Source organism: Planomonospora parontospora, assembly GCA_014647935.1.
In the GTDB taxonomy this organism is placed as follows: domain Bacteria; phylum Actinomycetota; class Actinomycetes; order Streptosporangiales; family Streptosporangiaceae; genus Planomonospora; species Planomonospora parontospora.
Genome location: BMQD01000011.1, coordinates 219,794 through 237,171, shown reverse-complemented (window position 1 = coordinate 237,171; position 17,378 = coordinate 219,794). Strand labels below are relative to the sequence as shown.

Genomic DNA, 17,378 nt, shown 5'->3' with positions numbered 1-17,378 from the left:
GCTCTCAGCCCTGGGTGACGGGCTGGAAGATGTCCTCGAAGACCTTCTCCTCCGCCGGGCTCAACGTCTTGTACGAGCGCAGCTTCGCCATGTCGGCGTCGGAGGGGTAGATCATCGGGCTGGCGGCCACCTGCTCCAGGAACTCCTTGTCCTCGCCCTTCTCCGTGGCCGCCTTGGCGGTGAGGATGTCCTTGGTGGCGGGCACCGGGGCGATGTAGTTGATGTACTCCACCAGCATGGCGGCGATCTTGGGCTGGTAGACGTAGTCCATCAGCGTCAGCGCGTCCACCGGGTTCTGCGCGGTCTTGGGGATGCACAGGTTGTCGGTCCAGATCGTGCCGCCCTCGGCGGGCACCACGAACCTCAGGTCCTTGCCCTCGGCGACCTGCTGGAAGACGTCACCCGACCAGGCCATGGTGATCCACACGTCGCCGCGGACCAGCGCGTCGACGTAGTCGTTCTCGTAGTACTTGCGCACCAGGCCCGCGTCGCGCTGCTGCCGGAGCTTGTCCCCGGCCTTCTTCCAATCGGCCTCGGTGGACTTGTCGGGGTCGATGCCCAGCGCGAACATGCCGAAGTTCGCGACCTCCTGGGTGTCGGTCATCATGCCGACCTTCCCCTTGTACTTGGGGTTCCACAGGTCCTCGATGCTGGTGACCTCGTCGACGTACTTGGGGTTGTAGGCGATGCCGGTGATGCCGCCCGCCCACGGGACCGTGTAGGTGTTGCCCGGGTCCCAGACGGGGTTCTTGAAGCGCGCGCCGGCGTTGGCCGCGAAGTTCGGCAGTTTGGAGTGGTCGAGCGGGACCAGGTAGCCGAGCTGGATGGCCCGGTTGAGCTGGATGCTGTTGGTCAGCACCATCAGGTCGTGGCCGATGTCGTTGCCCGCGGCGAGCTGCGGCTGGATCTTGCCGAAGAAGGCGGGCATCTCCTGGATGGCCTCGGCGTAGGTCACCTGGATGCCGGTGTCGGCGGTGAACAGCTCCAGCGAGGGGTACTTCTTGCCGTCCTTGTCGATGTAGAGCGGCCAGTTGGCGAAGCGCAGCGTGCCGTTCTTCTTCTTCGACGCCCAGTACTCGGCGACGGCGTCCTTCTTCGGCGGCGCGGCCTTCTTGCCCTGCACGCCGCAGGCCGACAGGGCCAGGCCCGCGGCCGACAGCCCGGCCAGGCGGAAGGCGTCACGTCGGGTCACGGAGCGGCTCTGCGTCATGCCGCGCAGGAAGGCGGGGGTGGTGCGGGGGTCCATGTGAGGGCTCAACTTCCGATCGCGTACGAGTGGTGCGGCTGCCACGACAGCCACACGGCGTCGCCACGCTCCGCCGTACTCGTGCTGTCCAGCGCGTTCTGTTGGAACACGGTGACCTCGGCTCCGTCGGCGAGGCTGACCGCATAACTGTTGTACAGGCCCAGGTACACCACCTCGGACACGGTCCCGCGCACGGCGCTGACGCCCCCGGCGGGCTCCTCGGTGGAGATCGTGATCTTCTCGGGGCGCACGGTGACCGCGATCGCGTCCCCGGCCCGGTGCGGGGCCTCCGCGACCAGGACCCGGCCCTCCTGGCCCAGCCGCAGGACCGCCGCGCCGGACTCGACCCGGTCCACGGTGCCGCGGAGCAGGTTGGAGGTGCCGATGAACCCGGCCACGAAGGCGGTGGCGGGCCGCTCGTAGATCTCCCGGGGCCCGGCGAGCTGCTCGACCAGGCCGTCGTTCATCACGGCGATGCGGTCGCTCATGGTGAGCGCCTCGCTCTGGTCGTGGGTGACGTACACGAACGTGATGCCGACCTCGCGCTGGATGCGCTTGAGCTCGATCTGCATGGCCTGGCGGAGCTTGAGGTCCAGGGCGCCGAGCGGCTCGTCGAGCAGGAGCGCGCGGGGCCGGTTGACCAGCGCTGGCCGCCGGACATCTCCCTGGGGCGGCGCTTCTCGCGGCCCGTCAGGTCGACGATCTCCAGCATCTCGCCGACCCGCCGGGTGATCTCCGCCGCGGGGACCTTCTTGCGCTTCAGGCCGAAGGCCACGTTCTCCCAGACGTTCATGTGCGGGAACAGCGCGTAGGACTGGAAGACCATGTTCACGTCGCGCTTGTCGGGCGGAACGTTCGTGACGTCCCGGCCGTGCAGCCGCACCGTGCCGCGCGACGGCTCCTCGAAGCCGGCGACCATGCGCATGGTGGTGGTCTTGCCGCAGCCGGAGGGGCCGAGGAGCGAGAAGAACTCGCCCTCGGCGATCGTCAGGGTGACCCCCTTGACCGCCTGGACGACCTCACCGCGGGCGAGGTACTCCTTGACGACTCCGTCGAGCTCGATGGCGGGCACCTGGGGTGCGGCGGAGGCGGCCGCGGCCGCCTCCGTGCCCGCCTGGGGTTCGGTCATACCAGGCTCGTCCCTCTGTCTCGCGGCTATTCGCCGATGTAGTGCATGACGTGCTTGACCCGGAGGTAGTCGTGCAGGCCGAAGACCGACAGGTCCTTGCCGTAGCCCGAGTGCTTGAACCCTCCGTGGGGCATCTCGGAGACGAACGGGATGTGCGTGTTGACCCACACGACTCCGAAGTCGAGCCGCTTCGACATCCGCATCGCCCGGCCGTGATCGGAGGTCCACACCGAACCAGACAATCCGTACTTTACGCCGTTCGCCTTGGCCACCGCGTCGGCCTCGTCGGTGAACGTCTGGATGGTGATCACCGGGCCGAAGACCTCGTTCTGCACCATCTCGTCGTCCTGCTGCAGGCCGTCGACGACGGTGGGGGCGAAGAAGTAGCCCCGGTCGCCGATCCGGTGGCCGCCGGTCAGGACCTTGGCGTGGCCGGGGAGCCGGTCGAAGAAGCCCGCGACGCGCTCCAGCTGGACGGCGTTGTTGAGCGGGCCGTACAGGGCCTCGGTGTCGGACAGGTCGCCGGTCCGGGTGTTCGCGGCGGCCTCGGCGAGCGCGGCGGCGAACTCGTCGTGGACGTCCTCGTGGACCAGCACCCGGCAGGCGGCGGTGCAGTCCTGCCCGGCGTTGTAGAGCCCGGCCGTGGCGATGGACTCCGCGGCGGCCTTCAGGTCCTTGACGTCGTCGAAGACGACGACCGGGGCCTTGCCGCCGAGCTCCAGGTGGACCCGCTTGAGGTCCTCGGCGGCGGTCTTGGCCACCGCCATGCCCGCGCCGACCGAACCGGTGATCGCGACCATCTGCGCGGCCGGGTGGCCGACGACCAGGGCTCCGGTCTCGCGGTCGCCGACGACCACGTTGAAGACGCCCCTCGGCAGGACCTCGCCGATGATCTCGGCCAGCTTGACCGTGGAGACCGGGGTGGTGTCGGACGGCTTGAGCACCACGGTGTTGCCTGCGGCGAGCGCGGGGGCGATCTTCCAGACGGCCATCATCATCGGGTAGTTCCAGGGCGTGACCTGCCCCACGACGCCGATCGGCTCGTGCCGGATGACGGAGGTGTGGTCGGCGAGGAACTCGCCGGCCGTCGGCCCCTCCAGGGTGCGGGCGGCACCGGCGAAGAAGCGGAAGTGGTCGGCGGCGACCGGGGTCTCGTCCTCGGCCATCCGGGCCGGCGGCTTGCCGGTGTTGCGGCACTCGGCCTCGTTCAGCTCCCCGGCCCGCGCCTCGATCGCGTCGGCGACCTTGAGCAGCAGGTTCGCGCGCTCGCCCGGAGTGGTCCGGCTCCACGACTCGAACGCGGCGGCCGCGGCGGCGTAGGCTTGATCGACGTCCTCCGCCCCGGAGACCGGCGCCTGGAGGTAGGCCTCCCCGGTGCACGGGTCGATGACGTCGGAGAATCGGCCGCTCTTGGCGTCCACGAACTCACCGTTGACGTAGTTCTGCAGACGGGTGGTCACCGTTGACCTCCTGTGAAGGGGGCTGAGTTGTCGCGACTCTTACAGAGCAGGAATGTCACGACAAGGGATTTCGTTGCGAAGATACCAAATTGCTACGGAATCGCTTGACAGAAGGCCGATAGCTGACAACATGTCGCATCGAAGCCGTAACCCGACGGCGACAGCCCCGCAATCCAGACGCGAGGGAGCGCGCGCATGACGACGCCACCGAAGGTCCGCCGCGACCACGACGGCAGGCCCGGTCCCGTCGTGCTCGACGACATCTCCAAGCAGATCATCGAGCAGCTGCAGAGCGACGGGCGCAAGCCGTACGCGGCGATCGGCAAAGCGGTGGGCCTGTCCGAGGCCGCGGTCCGCCAGCGGGTCCAGCGCCTGCTCGACGCGGGCGTCATGCAGATCGTCGCGGTGACCGACCCGCTGACCCTCGGCTTCCCCCGCCAGGCCATGATCGGCATCAAGTGCGAGGGCGACCTGGAGACGGTGGCCGACGAGCTCTCCGCCATCAAGGAGATCGACTACGTCGTGCTGACCGCCGGGTCCGTCGACATCATGGTGGAGGTGGTCTGCGAGGGCGACCAGCACCTCCTGGAGATCCTCGGCAAGATCCGCGCCATCCCCACCGTCCGCGCGACCGAGACCTTCGTCTACCTCAAGCTCCACAAGCAGACCTACTCCTGGGGCACCCGCTGACGGTCTCCTGAGGCGCCCGCAGCGGTCCCCTGGGACACGGACGCCCACCGCTCAGCGACCGAGGTGGCGCTCCACGACGCCGACGAGCTCGTGCAGGAAGTCGTCCACCTGGCTCACCGCGTATCCCGGCCGGAAGACGACCGTGCTGAACCTGGCCTCGCGCACGTCGTCGGGGGTGACCGGCTGGTCGGTGGTCCCGCGCAGCGTGGCCGCGACCCGGTCGAGGAAGACGTCCACCTCCCCCTCGTCATAGCCCATGCCCAGCCGTCCCGCACGGAAGGCGACCCGTTCGATCCTGGCGGCCTCCTCCTCCCCGGAGAGAACGGGCTCCCCGCCTCCCGGACCGCCCGGCCCCCCATCCTCCCCGGCGCCCGGACGCCGCTCCGGGGCCTGCGTCCGGGCCCGTTCCGGGTCCTGCGCCCGGTCCTGCTCCGGGCCCTGCACCTGATCCCGTTCCGGGTCCTGCGTCCGGGCCCGTTCCGGGTCCTGGACGGCCGGCGCAGCCGTCGCCGCCTCCTCCACCGCGGGCGGAGCGGGCGGGGCAGGCGGGACCGCGGCCGAGACCGGTGGGGTGACGGCGGCTTCCTGTTCGTCCGGCGTCCCGTCCCGCGGGCCGTTCCCCGCTCCCGCCGGGACCTCGGCCGGGTGGTGACCGGCCGTACGCGCCTCCACCGCGCGCTTCTCCACCGCGCGCTCCCCGGCCGCGAGCGTCTCCACCGCCACGATGAAGGCGTCCAGCGCGTAGTCCACCGCGGTCTCGTTGTAGCCGCCGAGCTTCACCCGGAAGCGGGCCTCGCGGATCTCGTCGGCGGTGATCGGCGCGTCGGTCGGCGCGCCCCTGCCGAGGGTGCTCTCGATCCGGTGGATCAGCGCGTCCACCTGGTCCGGGTCATAGCCGTAGCGCACGCCCAGCACCCGTGGAAAGCGGTTCAACCCCGCATCCTTTCCGTCCCTTATACGGCGTTCCCGTGTGATCCCCATTCTGGCGGGACAAGAGCCCGCAAGGCGAGACCCGGCGGTAGGGTGACGGGCCTATGCGGCTTTCCGACGTGTCCTTCCGCTACTCCCGCCGGAGTCCCTGGATCCTGCGGGACGTCGGGCTCTCCCTCCGCCCCGGATCCGTCGTCGAGGTCACCGGGCGCAACGGGGCGGGGAAGTCCACGCTCCTGCGCCTGCTCGCCGGGGTCGTCCCGCCGTCCCGGGGCTCGGTCGCCGAGCGGCCCCCCGTCGTCGGATACGCCCCCGAGGTGTTCCCGGTGGACCAGCCGTTCACCGTCTCGGCCTACCTCGCCCACATGGCCGGGGTCCGGCGCGTCTCCCCCGCCTCCGGTACGGCGCTCGCCGAGCGGCTCAACGCGACCCACCTGCTCGACCGGCCGCTCGGCGACCTGTCCAAGGGCAGCGCGCAGAAGATCGGCCTGATCCAGTCCCTGCTGGCCCCGCCCGGCCTGCTCATCCTGGACGAGCCCTTCGCGGGTCTCGACGAGCAGACCCGCGACGAGCTTCCCGTGATCATCGGCGAGATCGCCGCCCGCGGCGGTGCGGTCGTGGTCAGCGACCACCAGAACCAGCTGCGCGACTTCCCCGGCGCCGGCCGCTGGCTGGTCGCGGACGGCACGGTCGCCACGTGGGACGGGGAGCGGTCGCGCCGGGCGGTCATCGAGGTGACCATGGACGCCGCCGAGGCCGACGAGCTCGAGCAGAAGCTCCGCGCCGACGGCCACACCACCAGGCGGATCTCCTGAGCGCCCGCGGCCCTCGCGGCCCCCGGCGGAGGCGGGACCGCCGCGGGCCGGGGGAGCCCTCCGCCGAGACCCGCGTCACCCGGCGGGAGCAGGACCGCCGCAGGCGGGAGCAGACCCCCACGACCGCCCGCACCCCCGCCCGCACCCCTCGGAGCGCCCGGTGACCTTCGCCCTCACCCGGTTCAAGCTGGCCGCCTACGCCAGGTCCCACCGGCTGCTGCAACCGCTGCTCGTGCTGTTCACGATGATGCTGATCTTCTATTCGACTGTCGTCCCGGACGGCAAGCAGCTGGCCTCCTACGCCGACTCGGCCGGGCTGCTGATCGTCGTCTTCGCCTGGGCCGCCCGGGGGCTGCTCGACACCGAGCCCGCCGCCCAGCGGGTGGTCTCGACGACGGCGGCCGGAGGACCCGGCCGGGAGGTCCGCGCCGGGCTGCTCGCGGCGCTGGCCGTCAACGCCGGCCTGGCGGCGATCGCGGTGGCGCTGCCGCTGCTCCACGGTTTCGCGGTCCTCCCCTCCTCCGGCGACCTCGCCAGGGGGGTGGTGCTGCACCTGCTCGGCCTGAGCGCCGGGACCGCCCTGGGCGCGCTGACCAGCAGGCCGATCCTGTCCTCCCCGGCGGCCTCGATGCTGACGCTGTTCGGCGGCTACCTGGGTCTGCTGCTGCTCAGCCTCACCCCGGCCGCCGGGTTCGCGGTCCCGATCATGCCGTGGATGCGCGCCGCCAACGCCGGGACCCTCGACGCGGTCCTGCTCCCGGTCACGGCCGCGACCCTCTTCTGGGCCGCCGCCGGCACCCTCGCCTACGCGCGGCTCCGCCGTACCCGGCCCTGACCACGGTCGCCCCTGACCGCGCCCGGCCCTGACCATGCCCGGCCCTGACCACGGTCGCCCCTGACCGCGCCCGGCGACCGCGCAACGCCCGGCGACCCCTCAGGCGGCGCGCAGGCCGCCGACGTCGTACAGCAGCACGTCGTTGCCGGCGGCCACCGCCAGGACGAGCCCGTCGCCGCTGAAGGCCACCGCGTGGACCTGGCCGAGAGGCAGGGGCGGCCGCAGGCTCCGGCGGGTGGCGACGTCCCACAGCCAGACGCCGTCCTCGTCGGTCCCGGCGGCCAGGACGGTCCCGTCGGGGCTGCACGCCAGGCCGTTGACCGTCGAACCGGACCCCTTGAACACCGGTCCCTCCGGTTTCCGGGAGGCCACGTCCCAGACCCGCACCACCTTGTCGTAGCCCGCGCTCGCCAGGGTGGTGCCGTCGAGGAAGACGACGGCGTTGACCTGGTCCTTGTGGCCGTTCAGCACTCCGGCGGCTTTACCGGAGGTGCGCCACAGCCGTACCGCGCGGTCCCATCCGGCGGTGGCCAGCAGCCGCCCGTCGGGGCTGAACGCCGCACCGGCGACCAGCTGGCCGTGGCGCATGGAGGCGCCCTCCTGCCTGCGGTCGGAGGTCCGCCAGAGCCGGACCCACTCGAATCCGCTGCCGGTGACGAACCGCTCCCCACCGGGGCTGAACCCCGCGAAGAAGGCGCCGACCACCGGCTTCCCGACGCGCCGCCCGGAGGCCACGTCCCACACGTGCGCCTCGGTGTCGCGTACCCCGCCGACGCTGACCAGTCTCCGGCCGTCCGGGCTCAGCGCCACGCCCTGGACGTAGAACTCGCGGTCGTCCAGTTCGGCGGTCACCTCACCGGCCGGGACCTTCCACAGCCGGACCTTGCCGTCCCAGCACCCGGCGGCCACCGTACGGCCGTCGGCGGAGATCGCGAGGCCCTGCACCAGGTTGCCGTTCCGCAGCACCAGCGGCTCGCCCGGCCCCGACGTGATCAGCCGGGACGGGCTCGGGGTGGCGGCGGCCGTGGACGCCGTCGGCCCGGCCGAGGCCGCAGAGGTCGCCGCAGAGGTCGACGGGGACGGGGGCGGGGTGCTCGCGGCCCTCGGATCCGGCCCGGGCGAGGAGGTGACCGGCCCGGCCCCCTCCCGCAGATAGCGGGGGAGCAGGATCGCGGCCGCCGTCACCGCACCGGTGACCAGCGCGCTCCCTCCGCCGATCAGCAGGCTCCGGCGGGAGAGCCCGCCCGGCGGGGCCTCCGCTCCCCGGGAGGGGCCGGTGGGCGGCGCCACGGGGAAGGCGCCCTCCGCCGGCGCGGTCGGGACCCCGCCGCCTGACGGCGGCTCCGCCCGGGAGGTGCCGGTGGGCGGCTGCACCGTCCAGGAGGGACCGGTGGGGGACTGCGCGCCGAACCGTCCCTGGCCGAACGCCTCCTGCGGAGAGGGCGGCCCGATCGCCGGAGACGGCTGCGCCTCCGGCGGGAAGGCCGGCCAGGCCGACGACGGCGGTGCGCCCACCGGCGCGGACGGTCCCTGCGGAGACGGTCCGGCCTGCGGAGACGGTCCGGCCTGCAGAGGCGGCTGCCCGAGCCGTCCCATGGCCGTGCTCAGCAGGTCTCCTCCGGCGGGCGCCGCCGTACCGGAACGCACCGCCCCGTCACCGGTGACCAGCGCCAGCAGGACCTCCTCGGCCGTGGGACGGTGCTCGGGCGCCTTGGCCAGGCAGCGGTCGACGACCGGCCTCAGGCCCGCCGGGAGGCCGGTGAGGTCGCACTCCTGGTGGAGGATCCGGTAGATCAGCGCCGCCAGGGCGCCGTCGCGGCCGAACGGCGTCCTGCCCGTCCCGGCGAACAGGATGGTCCCGGCCCAGCTGAACAGGTCGGAGGGCGGTCCCAGCCGCCCTCCGGAGAGCTGCTCGGGCGACATGTACGGCGGGGTGCCCATCACGCTGACGGACGTGGTGGCCATGTCCGTGCTGCGCGCGATGCCGAAGTCGACCACCCGCGGCCCGTCGGGACCGAGCAGGACGTTGGCGGGCTTGAAGTCGCGGTGGACGATCCCGGAGCGGTGGATCGCCGCCAGGGCGGTGGCCGTGCCGATCGCGAGCCGTTCGAGGTCGCGCGGATCGAGCGGCCCGCGCGAGCCGACCCGCTGCTCCAGCGACTCCCCGTCGATGAACTCGCTCACCACGTACGGCTGGTCCCCGGCCGTGCCGACGTCCAGGATGCGCGCCGTGCAGAACGGGGGCACCCGGCGGGCCGCCTCCACCTCGCGCAGGAACCGCCTGCGGACATCGGGGTCACCGGCGACGTGAGCGTGCAGGACCTTGATCGCGACCCGCGTCCCCGCCGGCGACTCCCCGAGGTGCACGACCCCCTGCCCGCCCTCGCCCAGGCGGCCGAGCAGGCGGTACTCCCCCAGCCGGACCGGATCGTCCGGACGCGGCGGTCGCGGTCCCGGCATGTGCGTCTCCCGGCGTCGTGCGGTCTCGAGTCGGTACGGCGGGCGGACGCGACGGACACATCCACCCGCAACCCCCAGACCGATCATGCCTCAGGACGGTGCGGGACGGAGCCGCGTCACCGCTTCTCCTCCAGCTGCTCCAGCGCGATCCTGGTCTTGCCGAAGGGGATGTACGGCGCGGCCTCCTTCGACATGTGCAGGTAGCCCACGGTGTCGGCGTCGACCCAGTAGCAGCGGGTGCCCTCCCCCTCGGCGAGGTTCTGGCAGGCGGCCGCGGCGGGGGACGAGCCGGGGCTCACGGGGACCCAGTCCGTCCTCGCGCCGGCGGGCTTGCCCGCCTTCCCGGTCAGCCAGTCCAGGGCGCCCTTGAGGTCGCTCACCTGGGCCTGCGATCCGGTGGCGGTGACCTGCTGGCCCGCGGTGACCCCCGAACCGCTCCGGTAGGTCACGGTGAGCTGCCCACCGGCGGACTTGTGGTGCGGTCCGTCCGGGATCGCGTCGTCTCCCGCGGCGGGCGCGACGGAGACGCGGTCCATCGTGAACAGCCTCTCGGGGAACGGCTCGGCGAAGGAGCCGGGCGCCTTGGTCGTCTCGGTGCCGGCCGTCGGGCCGGCCTCGGCGGAACCGGCCGTCAGGTCGGCCTCAACGGAATAGGTGCATCCCGTCAGGACGCCTGCCATCAGCGCCGTCAGGGAGATTCGTACGATGTTCACCCTCTGAGGATTCAGCAGGGCACTTGCGTGACACTTGTATCCCTCTGGTGACGACCGTGCCCGGCATCCTGTTCGGGAAGACCGTCGCGGCCCCTATTCGGCGGCGGCGAGCTGGCCGCAGGCGCCGTCGATCTCGCGGCCGCGGGTGTCGCGGACCGTGACCGGGACGCCGTGGTACTCCAGCCGGCGGACGAAGGCCCGCTCGTCCTCGGGGCGCGAGGCCGTCCACTTGGAACCGGGGGTGGGGTTGAGCGGGATCAGGTTGACGTGCACGAGCTTGTTCCTGATGAGCTTGCCGAGCAGGTCGGCCCGCCACTCCTGGTCGTTGATGTCCTTGATCAGGGCGTACTCGATGGAGACGCGGCGCTTGGTCCTCGCGGCGTAGTCCCAGGCCGCGTCGAGCACCTCGGCGACCTTCCACCGGGTGTTGATCGGCACCAGGGTGTCGCGGAGCTCGTCGTCGGGGGCGTGCAGGGAGACCGCCAGCGTCACCGGCAGCCCCTCGGCGGCGAGCTTGCCGATCGCGGGTACCAGGCCGACGGTGGAGACCGTGACGCCCCGGGCGGAGATGCCCAGGCCCTCGGGGGCGGGCTCGACCAGCCGGCGGACCGCGCCGATGACGGCCTTGTAGTTGGCCAGCGGCTCGCCCATGCCCATGAAGACCACGTTGCTGACCCGGCCGGGGCCGCCGGGGACCTCGCCGCCCGCCAGCTCGCGCGCCCCGGCGACGACCTGCTCGACGATCTCGGCCGTCGACATGTTCCGGGTCAGGCCCGCCTGGCCGGTGGCGCAGAACGGGCAGTTCATGCCGCAGCCCGCCTGTGAGGAGACGCACATCGTGGTGCGGTCGCTGTAGCGCATGAGCACGGACTCGACCAGCGCGCCGTCGAACAGCCGCCACAGCGTCTTGCGGGTGGTGCCGCCGTCGCAGGTGATCTCCCGGACCGGCGTCAGCAGCTGCGGGAACAGGGCGCTGCCGAGCTTCTCGCGCGCCGCGGCGGGCAGGTCGGTCATCGTGGCCGGGTCGCCGTTGAGGCGGTCGAAGTAGTGCCGTGAGAGCTGGTCGGCGCGGAACGGCTTCTCCCCCAGCTCGGCGACCGCGGCCCGGCGCTCGGCCATGGTCAGGTCGGCCAGGTGGCGCGCGGGCTTGGCCCGGCGGGGCGCCACGAAGGTGAGCTGGCCGGGGGCGGGGGTCCCGGTCTGGCTGGTGGTCGACACGTCCAATGCCTTCTCTCGACGGTTGCGCGAATACTCGAAGCGGTGCTCGACCCTGATCTAGAGTCCGGAGGTATGGCGACATTCCGCCCCTCAGAGACGAGGGGAGACGGCGTCGAGGTCGTGCTCACCGACGTCAATCCCTACGGGAGCCGGACCCTGGTGGTCGAGCGCGACGAGATGTCCTCGGTAGCTTACCTGTGCGCGTCCGGCGGCACCGTGCACGGAGCGGTCTGGCTGGCCAACCACGTGCCCGCCCCGCCCTCGGCCGACCCGGTCCGCCTGGATGCCGGGCTGCCTCCCGTGGCGCCCCGGGCGAACACCCGGCACCCCTCGGGCAGACCGCCGCTGGGGTCCCTCCGGCCTCTCTGGTTCGAGGAGGGCGACGGCGTCGCCCTCTACGAGAACGACGAGCTCCTCGCGGTCATTCCGGGCTGGGCCGACATCGGCAGGGGCATGCCGGGATACGCACGCGACATGATCGGTGGGACGCCGTTCGCCTGGTCGCTGGCGGACGCCCGCGACGAGCTGGCTCCGCGCCTGACGGCGGCCCGCTCCTACTGGGAGTGGCGCGCGGGCGACGGCGCCTGGGCCTCGTTCCAGCAGTTCGTGATGGGCCACCTGGACCGGGCCGTCGGATCGGCGGGCCGGTTCTGGGACGCGGGCGGCGGGCGGCTGCCCACCGTGGGCATCACCGAGCGTCCGCCGGAGCGGGGCCGCGGGCACACGATCCTGTCCACCGTCGGCATGAGCTGCCAGCGCATGCCCTCGGTCGAGCGGTACATCGACCGGCCCGACGCCTACGCCAGGATCGAGCTCGCCACCGCCACCCGCGGGGACCCCCGGGAGGCCGCCCGGCTGCTGGTCTGGCTGGGCCAGTATCCGTGGCATTCGGTCACCTGGCTCGGTGACGGCCACACCGCCCACTGGTACCACCGGCCGGAGACGTTCCCGCTGGGGCCGGACTACAGCGGCGTCGTCCTGCTCTCCCGGCTGCGCGGCCTGCCGGATCTGTCGGGCTTCACCTTCGGCGGGGACGCCGTGCGCTGGCTCTGGCTGCTCCCGGTCACCGCGGGCGAGCTCCGGCTGACGGCGTCGGACGGCTATCAGGCTCTGGCGCCCCGGCTCTCGGCCGACCGGCTCCTGCGGACGGGCTGACCGGCCGCCGGCGCGGGGCGGCCACCGGGCGTTCAGACCAGCAGGGTGAGCAGCGCCCAGACCGGGATGAGCGCGGCGACGAGGGAGTCGAGGCGGTCCATCATCCCGCCGTGACCGGGCAGCACGCTGCTCATGTCCTTGATCCCGAGATCCCGCTTGATCACCGACTCGACCAGGTCGCCGAGCGTGGCGGCGACCACGACGACCGCGCCGATCAGCACGCCCTTCCAGACCTCGGCCTCCAGCAGCCACGCCGTCAGCCAGCCGCCGACGGCCATGCAGGCCAGCGCCGATCCCGCGAAGCCCTCCCAGGTCTTCTTCGGGCTGATCACCGGGGACATCTTGTGCCGGCCGAAGAGCACTCCGGCGAAGTAGCCGCCGATGTCGCTGGCGACGGTGGTGGCGATGAAGACCACCACCCGGTCCGGCCCCTGGTCCTGGGCGAGCAGCAGCGCCACGAACCCGGCGAGCAGCGCCGGGTAGGCGGTGACCAGGACCGTCGCGGCGGTGTCGCGGACGTAGCCCTCGGTTCCGGCGAACATCCGCCAGATCATCAGGACCAGCAGGGCCGCCGCGAAGACGCCGACGAGCCAGACCGGCCCGCCCCAGTAGCCCCCGGCGAGCATCGCGGCCAGCGCGGCCAGCACCGGGACCGCCGGGACGCGGATGTCCCTGGTCGCGAGCGACCGGACCAGCTCCACCACCCCGGCGCCCACCGCCACGAGCACCACGGCGAGGAAGAGCTCCTCGACGTAGTAGAGGGAGAGGATGACCGCCGCTCCCAGACCGGCCCCGACCGCGACCGCGGCAGGGAGATTCCGGCCGGTACGGCTACCGCCCGCCGCAGATTCCAAGGGGTCCCACTCTCATACACACATACACAAAATCCTTGTCCCGCGCGGAGTGCCCGCGCAGGACAAGGATCGGGCTCAGACTTCGAGCAGCTCGGCTTCCTTGTGCTTGAGCAGCTCGTCGATCTTGGCGACATGCTTCTGGGTCAGGTCGTCGAGCTCCTTCTCCGCGCGACGCACCTCGTCCTCGCCGGCCTCGCCGTCCTTGACCAGCTTGTCGAGGGCCTCCTTGGCGTGACGGCGGATGTTGCGCACCGAGACCTTGGACTGCTCGGCCTTGGTACGGGCGACCTTGATGTACTCCTTGCGGCGCTCCTCCGACAGCTCGGGGAAGGCCACCCGGATGACGTTGCCGTCGTTGCCCGGGTTGACGCCCAGGTCGGAGTCTCGGATCGCCCGCTCGATCGCGGCCATCGAGCCCTTGTCGTAGGGCTGGATGATGACCATGCGAGCCTCGGGGACGTGGAACGAGGCCAGCTGCTGAATGGGAGTGATCGTCCCGTAGTACTCAGCGCTGATCTTGTTGAACATCGACGGGGTGACGCGGCCCGTGCGGATGCCGGCGAAGTCGTCCTTCGCCACCCCAATGGCCTTGTCCATCTTTTCCTCGGCTTCGAGGAGGGTTTCGTCGATCACAGCGGCTCCCTAGTCTTCTGGGTCACTCACCATTCCTCACGCGCTTCGCGGGCCGCCGCCCGCCGGAGGATCACCTCCGGCGGACCCGTGCCGCGTACCGCTCCGCTCGCTCCGTCGGGCTCGCTCCCTGTCTTCTGGTCGCTCGCCCTCCTCGCGCGCTTCGCGGGCCGCTCCTCCGTCGCGTACCGCTCCGCTCGCTCGTCAGGTTCGCTTCCTATTTCCCTGCCGGGCTCACGAGTGTGCCGATCTTCTCACCGTGCACCGCCCGCAGGATGTTGCCCTCGCCCATGAGGTCGAAGACGACGATCGGCAGGCCGTTGTCCATGCAGAGGCTGATGGCGGTGGCGTCCATGACGCCGAGGCCGCGGGTCAGCACCTCACCATATTCGAGGTGATCGAACCTGACGGCGTCGGGGTTCTTCCGGGGGTCGGCGTCGTAGACGCCGTCCACCTGGGTGCCCTTGAGCAGCGCCTGGGCGCCGATCTCCAGCGCGCGCTGGGCGGCGCAGGTGTCGGTGGAGAAGAACGGCGAGCCCAGTCCCGCGCCGAAGATCACCACCCGCCCCTTCTCGAGGTGGCGGATGGCGCGGCGGGGCAGGAAGGGCTCGGCCACCTGCTGCATGGTGATGGCTGTCTGGACGCGGGTCTCGATGCCCCGCTTCTCCAGGAAGTCCTGGAGCGCCAGGCAGTTGATGACGGTGCTGAGCATGCCCATGTAGTCGGCCCGGGCGCGGTCCATGCCGCCCGCGGACAGGGCCGCGCCGCGGAACATGTTGCCCCCGCCGACCACGACCGCGACCTGCACGCCGCCGCGGACCGCCTCCGCGATCGAGTCGGCCAGGTGGCCGACCACGACCGGGTCGATGCCCATCGGCTCGCTGCCGGCGAAGGCCTCGCCGGACAGCTTCAGCATGACGCGCTTCCAGCGAAGCGGGCCCGCATACGACGAAACCGCCGACGCAGCGGGTTCTGGATTCTCCTGCACGACGGCGGCCTCCTCGTAGGGGTGTTCTGCTGAGAGAAGCTGGTCTAAGCCTAAGCCTGGCCGACCTTGAAGCGGACGAAGGCCTCGACCTTGACGCCGTTCTCCTCGGCGAACTTCTGGATGGACTTCTTGTTGTCCTTGACGAACGCCTGCTGGAGCAGGGTGAAGTCCTTGTACCAGCCGTTGACGCGGCCGTCGACGATCTTGCCGATGGCGGCCTCGGGCTTGCCCTCCTCGCGGGTCATCTCCTCGAAGAGCGCGCGCTCCTTCTCGATGACGTCCGCGGGGACCTGCTCGGCGCTGAGGTACTTGGGAGCCATCGCGGCGGCGTGCTGCGCGATGTCCTTGGCGACCTGGGCGTTGGCGGTGTCGAGCTGCACGAGGACACCGACCGCCGGGGGGAGCTGCGGGTCGGTCCGGTGCATGTAGGCACCGACGTAGCCGCCCTCGAGGACCGCGAAGCGCCGGATCTCGATCTTCTCACCGAGCGCGGCGTTGGTCTCGTCCAGCAGCTCCTTGACGGTCTTGCCGTTGAGCTGCGACTCGAGCAGGGCGGGGACGTCGGCCGGCTTGGTCGCCAGGACGTGCTCGACGACCTGCGCCGCGACCTCCTGGAAGCGCTCGCCCTTGGCCACGAAGTCGGTCTCGCAGTTGAGCTCCAGCAGCGCGGCGACGGAGTCGCCGTCCTGCTTCAGGGCGACCAGGCCGTTGGAGGCGGTGCGCGCCTCGCGCTTGCCGACGTCCTTGGCGCCCTTGAGGCGCAGGAGCTCGACGGCGCGGTCGAAGTCGCCCTCGGACTCCTCCAGAGCCTTCTTGCAGTCCATCATGCCGGCCGCGGTCAGCTCACGAAGCCGCTTGACGTCGGCCATGTTCACGGAAGCCATTGTCTTTTCCTCGTGGGAGTCGTCACTGATCTCAGGGAGTCGGCATGAGATCAGGCTGGGTGGATCGGGTGGGCGTCCCCGTGACGGGCACGCCCACCCGGAAAGGGCCTTGCGAGTCGTACGGCTGCGCCGTACGAGGAGGAACTAGGCCTGCTCGGCGTCGGCGGCCGGAGCGGCCTCCGCGTCGGCGTCGTTCTCAGCCGCCGGAGCGGCCTCGGCCTCGGCGGCCGGAGCGGCCTCCGCGTCGGCGGCCGGGGCGGCCTCGGCCTCGGGGGCGCCCGCGAGAAGCTCCTGCTCCCACTCGGCCAGCGGCTCGGCGCCACCGGCGACGGCCGGCTTGTCCTCGCCGCCGCGGGCCGCACCGGCACGAGCCATGAGGCCGGCGGCGACGGCGTCGGCGACGACGCGGGTCAGCAGGCCGACGGCGCGGATGGCGTCGTCGTTACCCGGGATCGGGTAGTCGACCTCGTCGGGGTCGCAGTTGGTGTCGAGGATCGCGACGACCGGGATGTTCAGCTTGCGGGCCTCGCTGATCCCGATGTGCTCCTTCTTGGTGTCGACGACCCACACCGCGCTGGGCACGCGGGACATGTCGCGGATGCCGCCGAGGGTGCGCTCCAGCTTCTCCTTCTCGCGGCGGCGCATGAGGAGCTCCTTCTTGGTGAGCCCCGACGCGGCGACGTTGTCGAAGTCGAGCTCCTCGAGCTCCTTGAGGCGCTGGAGCCTCTTGTGCACGGTGGAGAAGTTGGTGAGCATGCCGCCCAGCCAGCGCTGGTTGACGTACGGCATGCCGACGCGGGCGGCCTGCTCGGCGATGGCCTCCTGCGCCTGCTTCTTCGTGCCGATGAACATGATCGTGCCGCCGTGCGCGACGGTCTCCTTGACGAAGTCGTACGCCCGGTCGATGAAGGCGAGCGACTTCTGCAGGTCGATGATGTAGATGCCGTTGCGCTCGGTGAAGATGAAGCGCTTCATCTTCGGGTTCCAGCGCCGGGTCTGGTGACCGAAGTGCACGCCGCTCTCGAGCAGCTGTCGCATGGTGACGACGGGGGTGGACATGTGATTGTCCTCCAGGTCGGGGCGCCCATCGCTGAGCGCTGTTCTCGGTTGACGCGGCGGCCTTCGGCCACCGCCCTGATGCCCCCGGACCGCTCCAGCCGGGCTCTCGCCCGGACCGAGGGAAACGGCCCCGGATGGGGCATGCGAAGTCAGCCCGTGAGTTACAGGCCATCGGAAAGTGTACCCGCCGCGGCGCCGCACCCTGACCTTTCAGGGTCAAACCACGCCCGACCACCGCGTGGAGGCGACCCCGGCTCCCGGTCCGGAAGACGGAACACACCTGCCGGTCGGCCCCGCCACGTCCATGACGCC

The 17,378-nt window shown here is 71.5% G+C and carries 15 protein-coding genes and 1 pseudogene; 4 read left to right on the top strand and 12 right to left on the bottom strand.

The annotated features are described in order from the left end of the window. Nucleotides 1-4: 4 nt before the first annotated feature. From IEZ07_RS19075 to IEZ07_RS19065, 3 genes and pseudogenes are all read right to left on the bottom strand, one after another. Nucleotides 5-1,246 (bottom strand): polyamine ABC transporter substrate-binding protein, encoded by a 1,242-nt coding sequence (locus IEZ07_RS19075; protein WP_191895961.1) that lies wholly within the window; start codon nt 1,244-1,246, stop codon nt 5-7. Between the two features lie 8 nt (nt 1,247-1,254). Beyond that, nucleotides 1,255-2,375, bottom strand: a pseudogene (locus IEZ07_RS19070) (ABC transporter ATP-binding protein). 26 nt (nt 2,376-2,401) lie between these two features. Further along, nucleotides 2,402-3,835: a gamma-aminobutyraldehyde dehydrogenase gene (locus IEZ07_RS19065; protein ID WP_068895125.1), complete on the bottom strand. Its 1,434-nt coding sequence runs from the start codon at nt 3,833-3,835 to the stop codon at nt 2,402-2,404. A 195-nt stretch (nt 3,836-4,030) separates the two neighbouring features. On the opposite strand from IEZ07_RS19065, the gene IEZ07_RS19060 reads away from it, so the two are divergent. Further along, nucleotides 4,031-4,525 (top strand): Lrp/AsnC family transcriptional regulator, encoded by a 495-nt coding sequence (locus IEZ07_RS19060; RefSeq protein WP_191895960.1) that lies wholly within the window; start codon nt 4,031-4,033, stop codon nt 4,523-4,525. A gap of 51 nt (nt 4,526-4,576) precedes the next feature. On the opposite strand, the gene IEZ07_RS19055 is transcribed toward IEZ07_RS19060, so the two are convergent. After that, the gene (locus IEZ07_RS19055; protein WP_191895959.1) at nt 4,577-5,458 is read right to left on the bottom strand and encodes a DivIVA domain-containing protein; all 882 of its coding nucleotides are present in this window, start codon (nt 5,456-5,458) and stop codon (nt 4,577-4,579) included. 101 nt (nt 5,459-5,559) lie between these two features. Here IEZ07_RS19055 and IEZ07_RS19050 point away from each other — a divergent pair, with 101 nt between their 5' ends. After that, on the top strand, nt 5,560-6,270 hold the full coding sequence (locus tag IEZ07_RS19050; protein WP_191895958.1) for an ATP-binding cassette domain-containing protein: 711 nt from the start codon (nt 5,560-5,562) through the stop codon (nt 6,268-6,270). 160 nt (nt 6,271-6,430) lie between these two features. Then, nucleotides 6,431-7,105 carry a hypothetical protein gene (locus tag IEZ07_RS19045; protein ID WP_191895957.1) on the top strand — a complete coding sequence of 225 codons (675 nt, stop codon included), beginning with the start codon at nt 6,431-6,433 and terminating at the stop codon, nt 7,103-7,105. 99 nt (nt 7,106-7,204) lie between these two features. Here IEZ07_RS19045 and IEZ07_RS19040 read toward each other — a convergent pair whose 3' ends face one another. The 3 genes from IEZ07_RS19040 to rlmN all read right to left on the bottom strand — a co-directional run bounded on the left by IEZ07_RS19040 (nt 7,205) and on the right by rlmN (nt 11,496). Then, a complete protein-coding gene (locus IEZ07_RS19040) occupies nt 7,205-9,565 on the bottom strand; it encodes a WD40 repeat domain-containing serine/threonine protein kinase (protein WP_191895956.1) in 2,361 nt (786 codons plus the stop codon). Between the two features lie 116 nt (nt 9,566-9,681). Continuing rightward, nucleotides 9,682-10,278 carry a hypothetical protein gene (locus IEZ07_RS19035; protein WP_191895955.1) on the bottom strand — a complete coding sequence of 199 codons (597 nt, stop codon included), beginning with the start codon at nt 10,276-10,278 and terminating at the stop codon, nt 9,682-9,684. Between the two features lie 93 nt (nt 10,279-10,371). After that, complete coding sequence (rlmN, locus tag IEZ07_RS19030; RefSeq protein WP_068895330.1) at nt 10,372-11,496, bottom strand: dual-specificity RNA methyltransferase RlmN; 1,125 nt, start codon at nt 11,494-11,496, stop codon at nt 10,372-10,374. Nucleotides 11,497-11,568: 72 nt separating this feature from the next. On the opposite strand from rlmN, the gene IEZ07_RS19025 reads away from it, so the two are divergent. After that, nucleotides 11,569-12,651, top strand: coding sequence for a suppressor of fused domain protein (locus IEZ07_RS19025; protein ID WP_191895954.1), 1,083 nt, complete (start codon nt 11,569-11,571; stop codon nt 12,649-12,651). A 32-nt stretch (nt 12,652-12,683) separates the two neighbouring features. On the opposite strand, the gene IEZ07_RS19020 is transcribed toward IEZ07_RS19025, so the two are convergent. The 5 genes from IEZ07_RS19020 to rpsB all read right to left on the bottom strand — a co-directional run bounded on the left by IEZ07_RS19020 (nt 12,684) and on the right by rpsB (nt 17,066). After that, complete coding sequence (locus IEZ07_RS19020; protein ID WP_068895110.1) at nt 12,684-13,505, bottom strand: phosphatidate cytidylyltransferase; 822 nt, start codon at nt 13,503-13,505, stop codon at nt 12,684-12,686. A gap of 75 nt (nt 13,506-13,580) precedes the next feature. Further along, nucleotides 13,581-14,138, bottom strand: a complete 558-nt coding sequence (gene frr / locus IEZ07_RS19015) for a ribosome recycling factor (RefSeq protein WP_084008056.1) — start codon at nt 14,136-14,138, stop codon at nt 13,581-13,583. Nucleotides 14,139-14,352: 214 nt separating this feature from the next. Continuing rightward, nucleotides 14,353-15,051 carry a UMP kinase gene (pyrH, locus tag IEZ07_RS19010; RefSeq protein WP_068895108.1) on the bottom strand — a complete coding sequence of 233 codons (699 nt, stop codon included), beginning with the start codon at nt 15,049-15,051 and terminating at the stop codon, nt 14,353-14,355. A gap of 122 nt (nt 15,052-15,173) precedes the next feature. Further along, on the bottom strand, nt 15,174-16,007 hold the full coding sequence (gene tsf, locus IEZ07_RS19005; protein WP_191895952.1) for a translation elongation factor Ts: 834 nt from the start codon (nt 16,005-16,007) through the stop codon (nt 15,174-15,176). Between the two features lie 144 nt (nt 16,008-16,151). Beyond that, nucleotides 16,152-17,066 carry a 30S ribosomal protein S2 gene (gene rpsB, locus IEZ07_RS19000; RefSeq protein ID WP_191895951.1) on the bottom strand — a complete coding sequence of 305 codons (915 nt, stop codon included), beginning with the start codon at nt 17,064-17,066 and terminating at the stop codon, nt 16,152-16,154. Nucleotides 17,067-17,378 lie beyond the last annotated feature (312 nt).

Coding starts and splice junctions, on each gene's coding strand:
- pyrH (WP_068895108.1), bottom strand. CDS start 15,051: ATGCTGAAGCTGTCCGGCGAGGCCTTCGCCGGCAGCGAGCCGATGGGC.
- IEZ07_RS19040 (WP_191895956.1), bottom strand. CDS start 9,565: ATGCCGGGACCGCGACCGCCGCGTCCGGACGATCCGGTCCGGCTGGGG.
- IEZ07_RS19060 (WP_191895960.1), top strand. CDS start 4,031: ATGACGACGCCACCGAAGGTCCGCCGCGACCACGACGGCAGGCCCGGT.
- tsf (WP_191895952.1), bottom strand. CDS start 16,007: ATGGCTTCCGTGAACATGGCCGACGTCAAGCGGCTTCGTGAGCTGACC.
- rpsB (WP_191895951.1), bottom strand. CDS start 17,066: ATGTCCACCCCCGTCGTCACCATGCGACAGCTGCTCGAGAGCGGCGTG.
- IEZ07_RS19025 (WP_191895954.1), top strand. CDS start 11,569: ATGGCGACATTCCGCCCCTCAGAGACGAGGGGAGACGGCGTCGAGGTC.
- IEZ07_RS19075 (WP_191895961.1), bottom strand. CDS start 1,246: ATGGACCCCCGCACCACCCCCGCCTTCCTGCGCGGCATGACGCAGAGC.
- IEZ07_RS19050 (WP_191895958.1), top strand. CDS start 5,560: ATGCGGCTTTCCGACGTGTCCTTCCGCTACTCCCGCCGGAGTCCCTGG.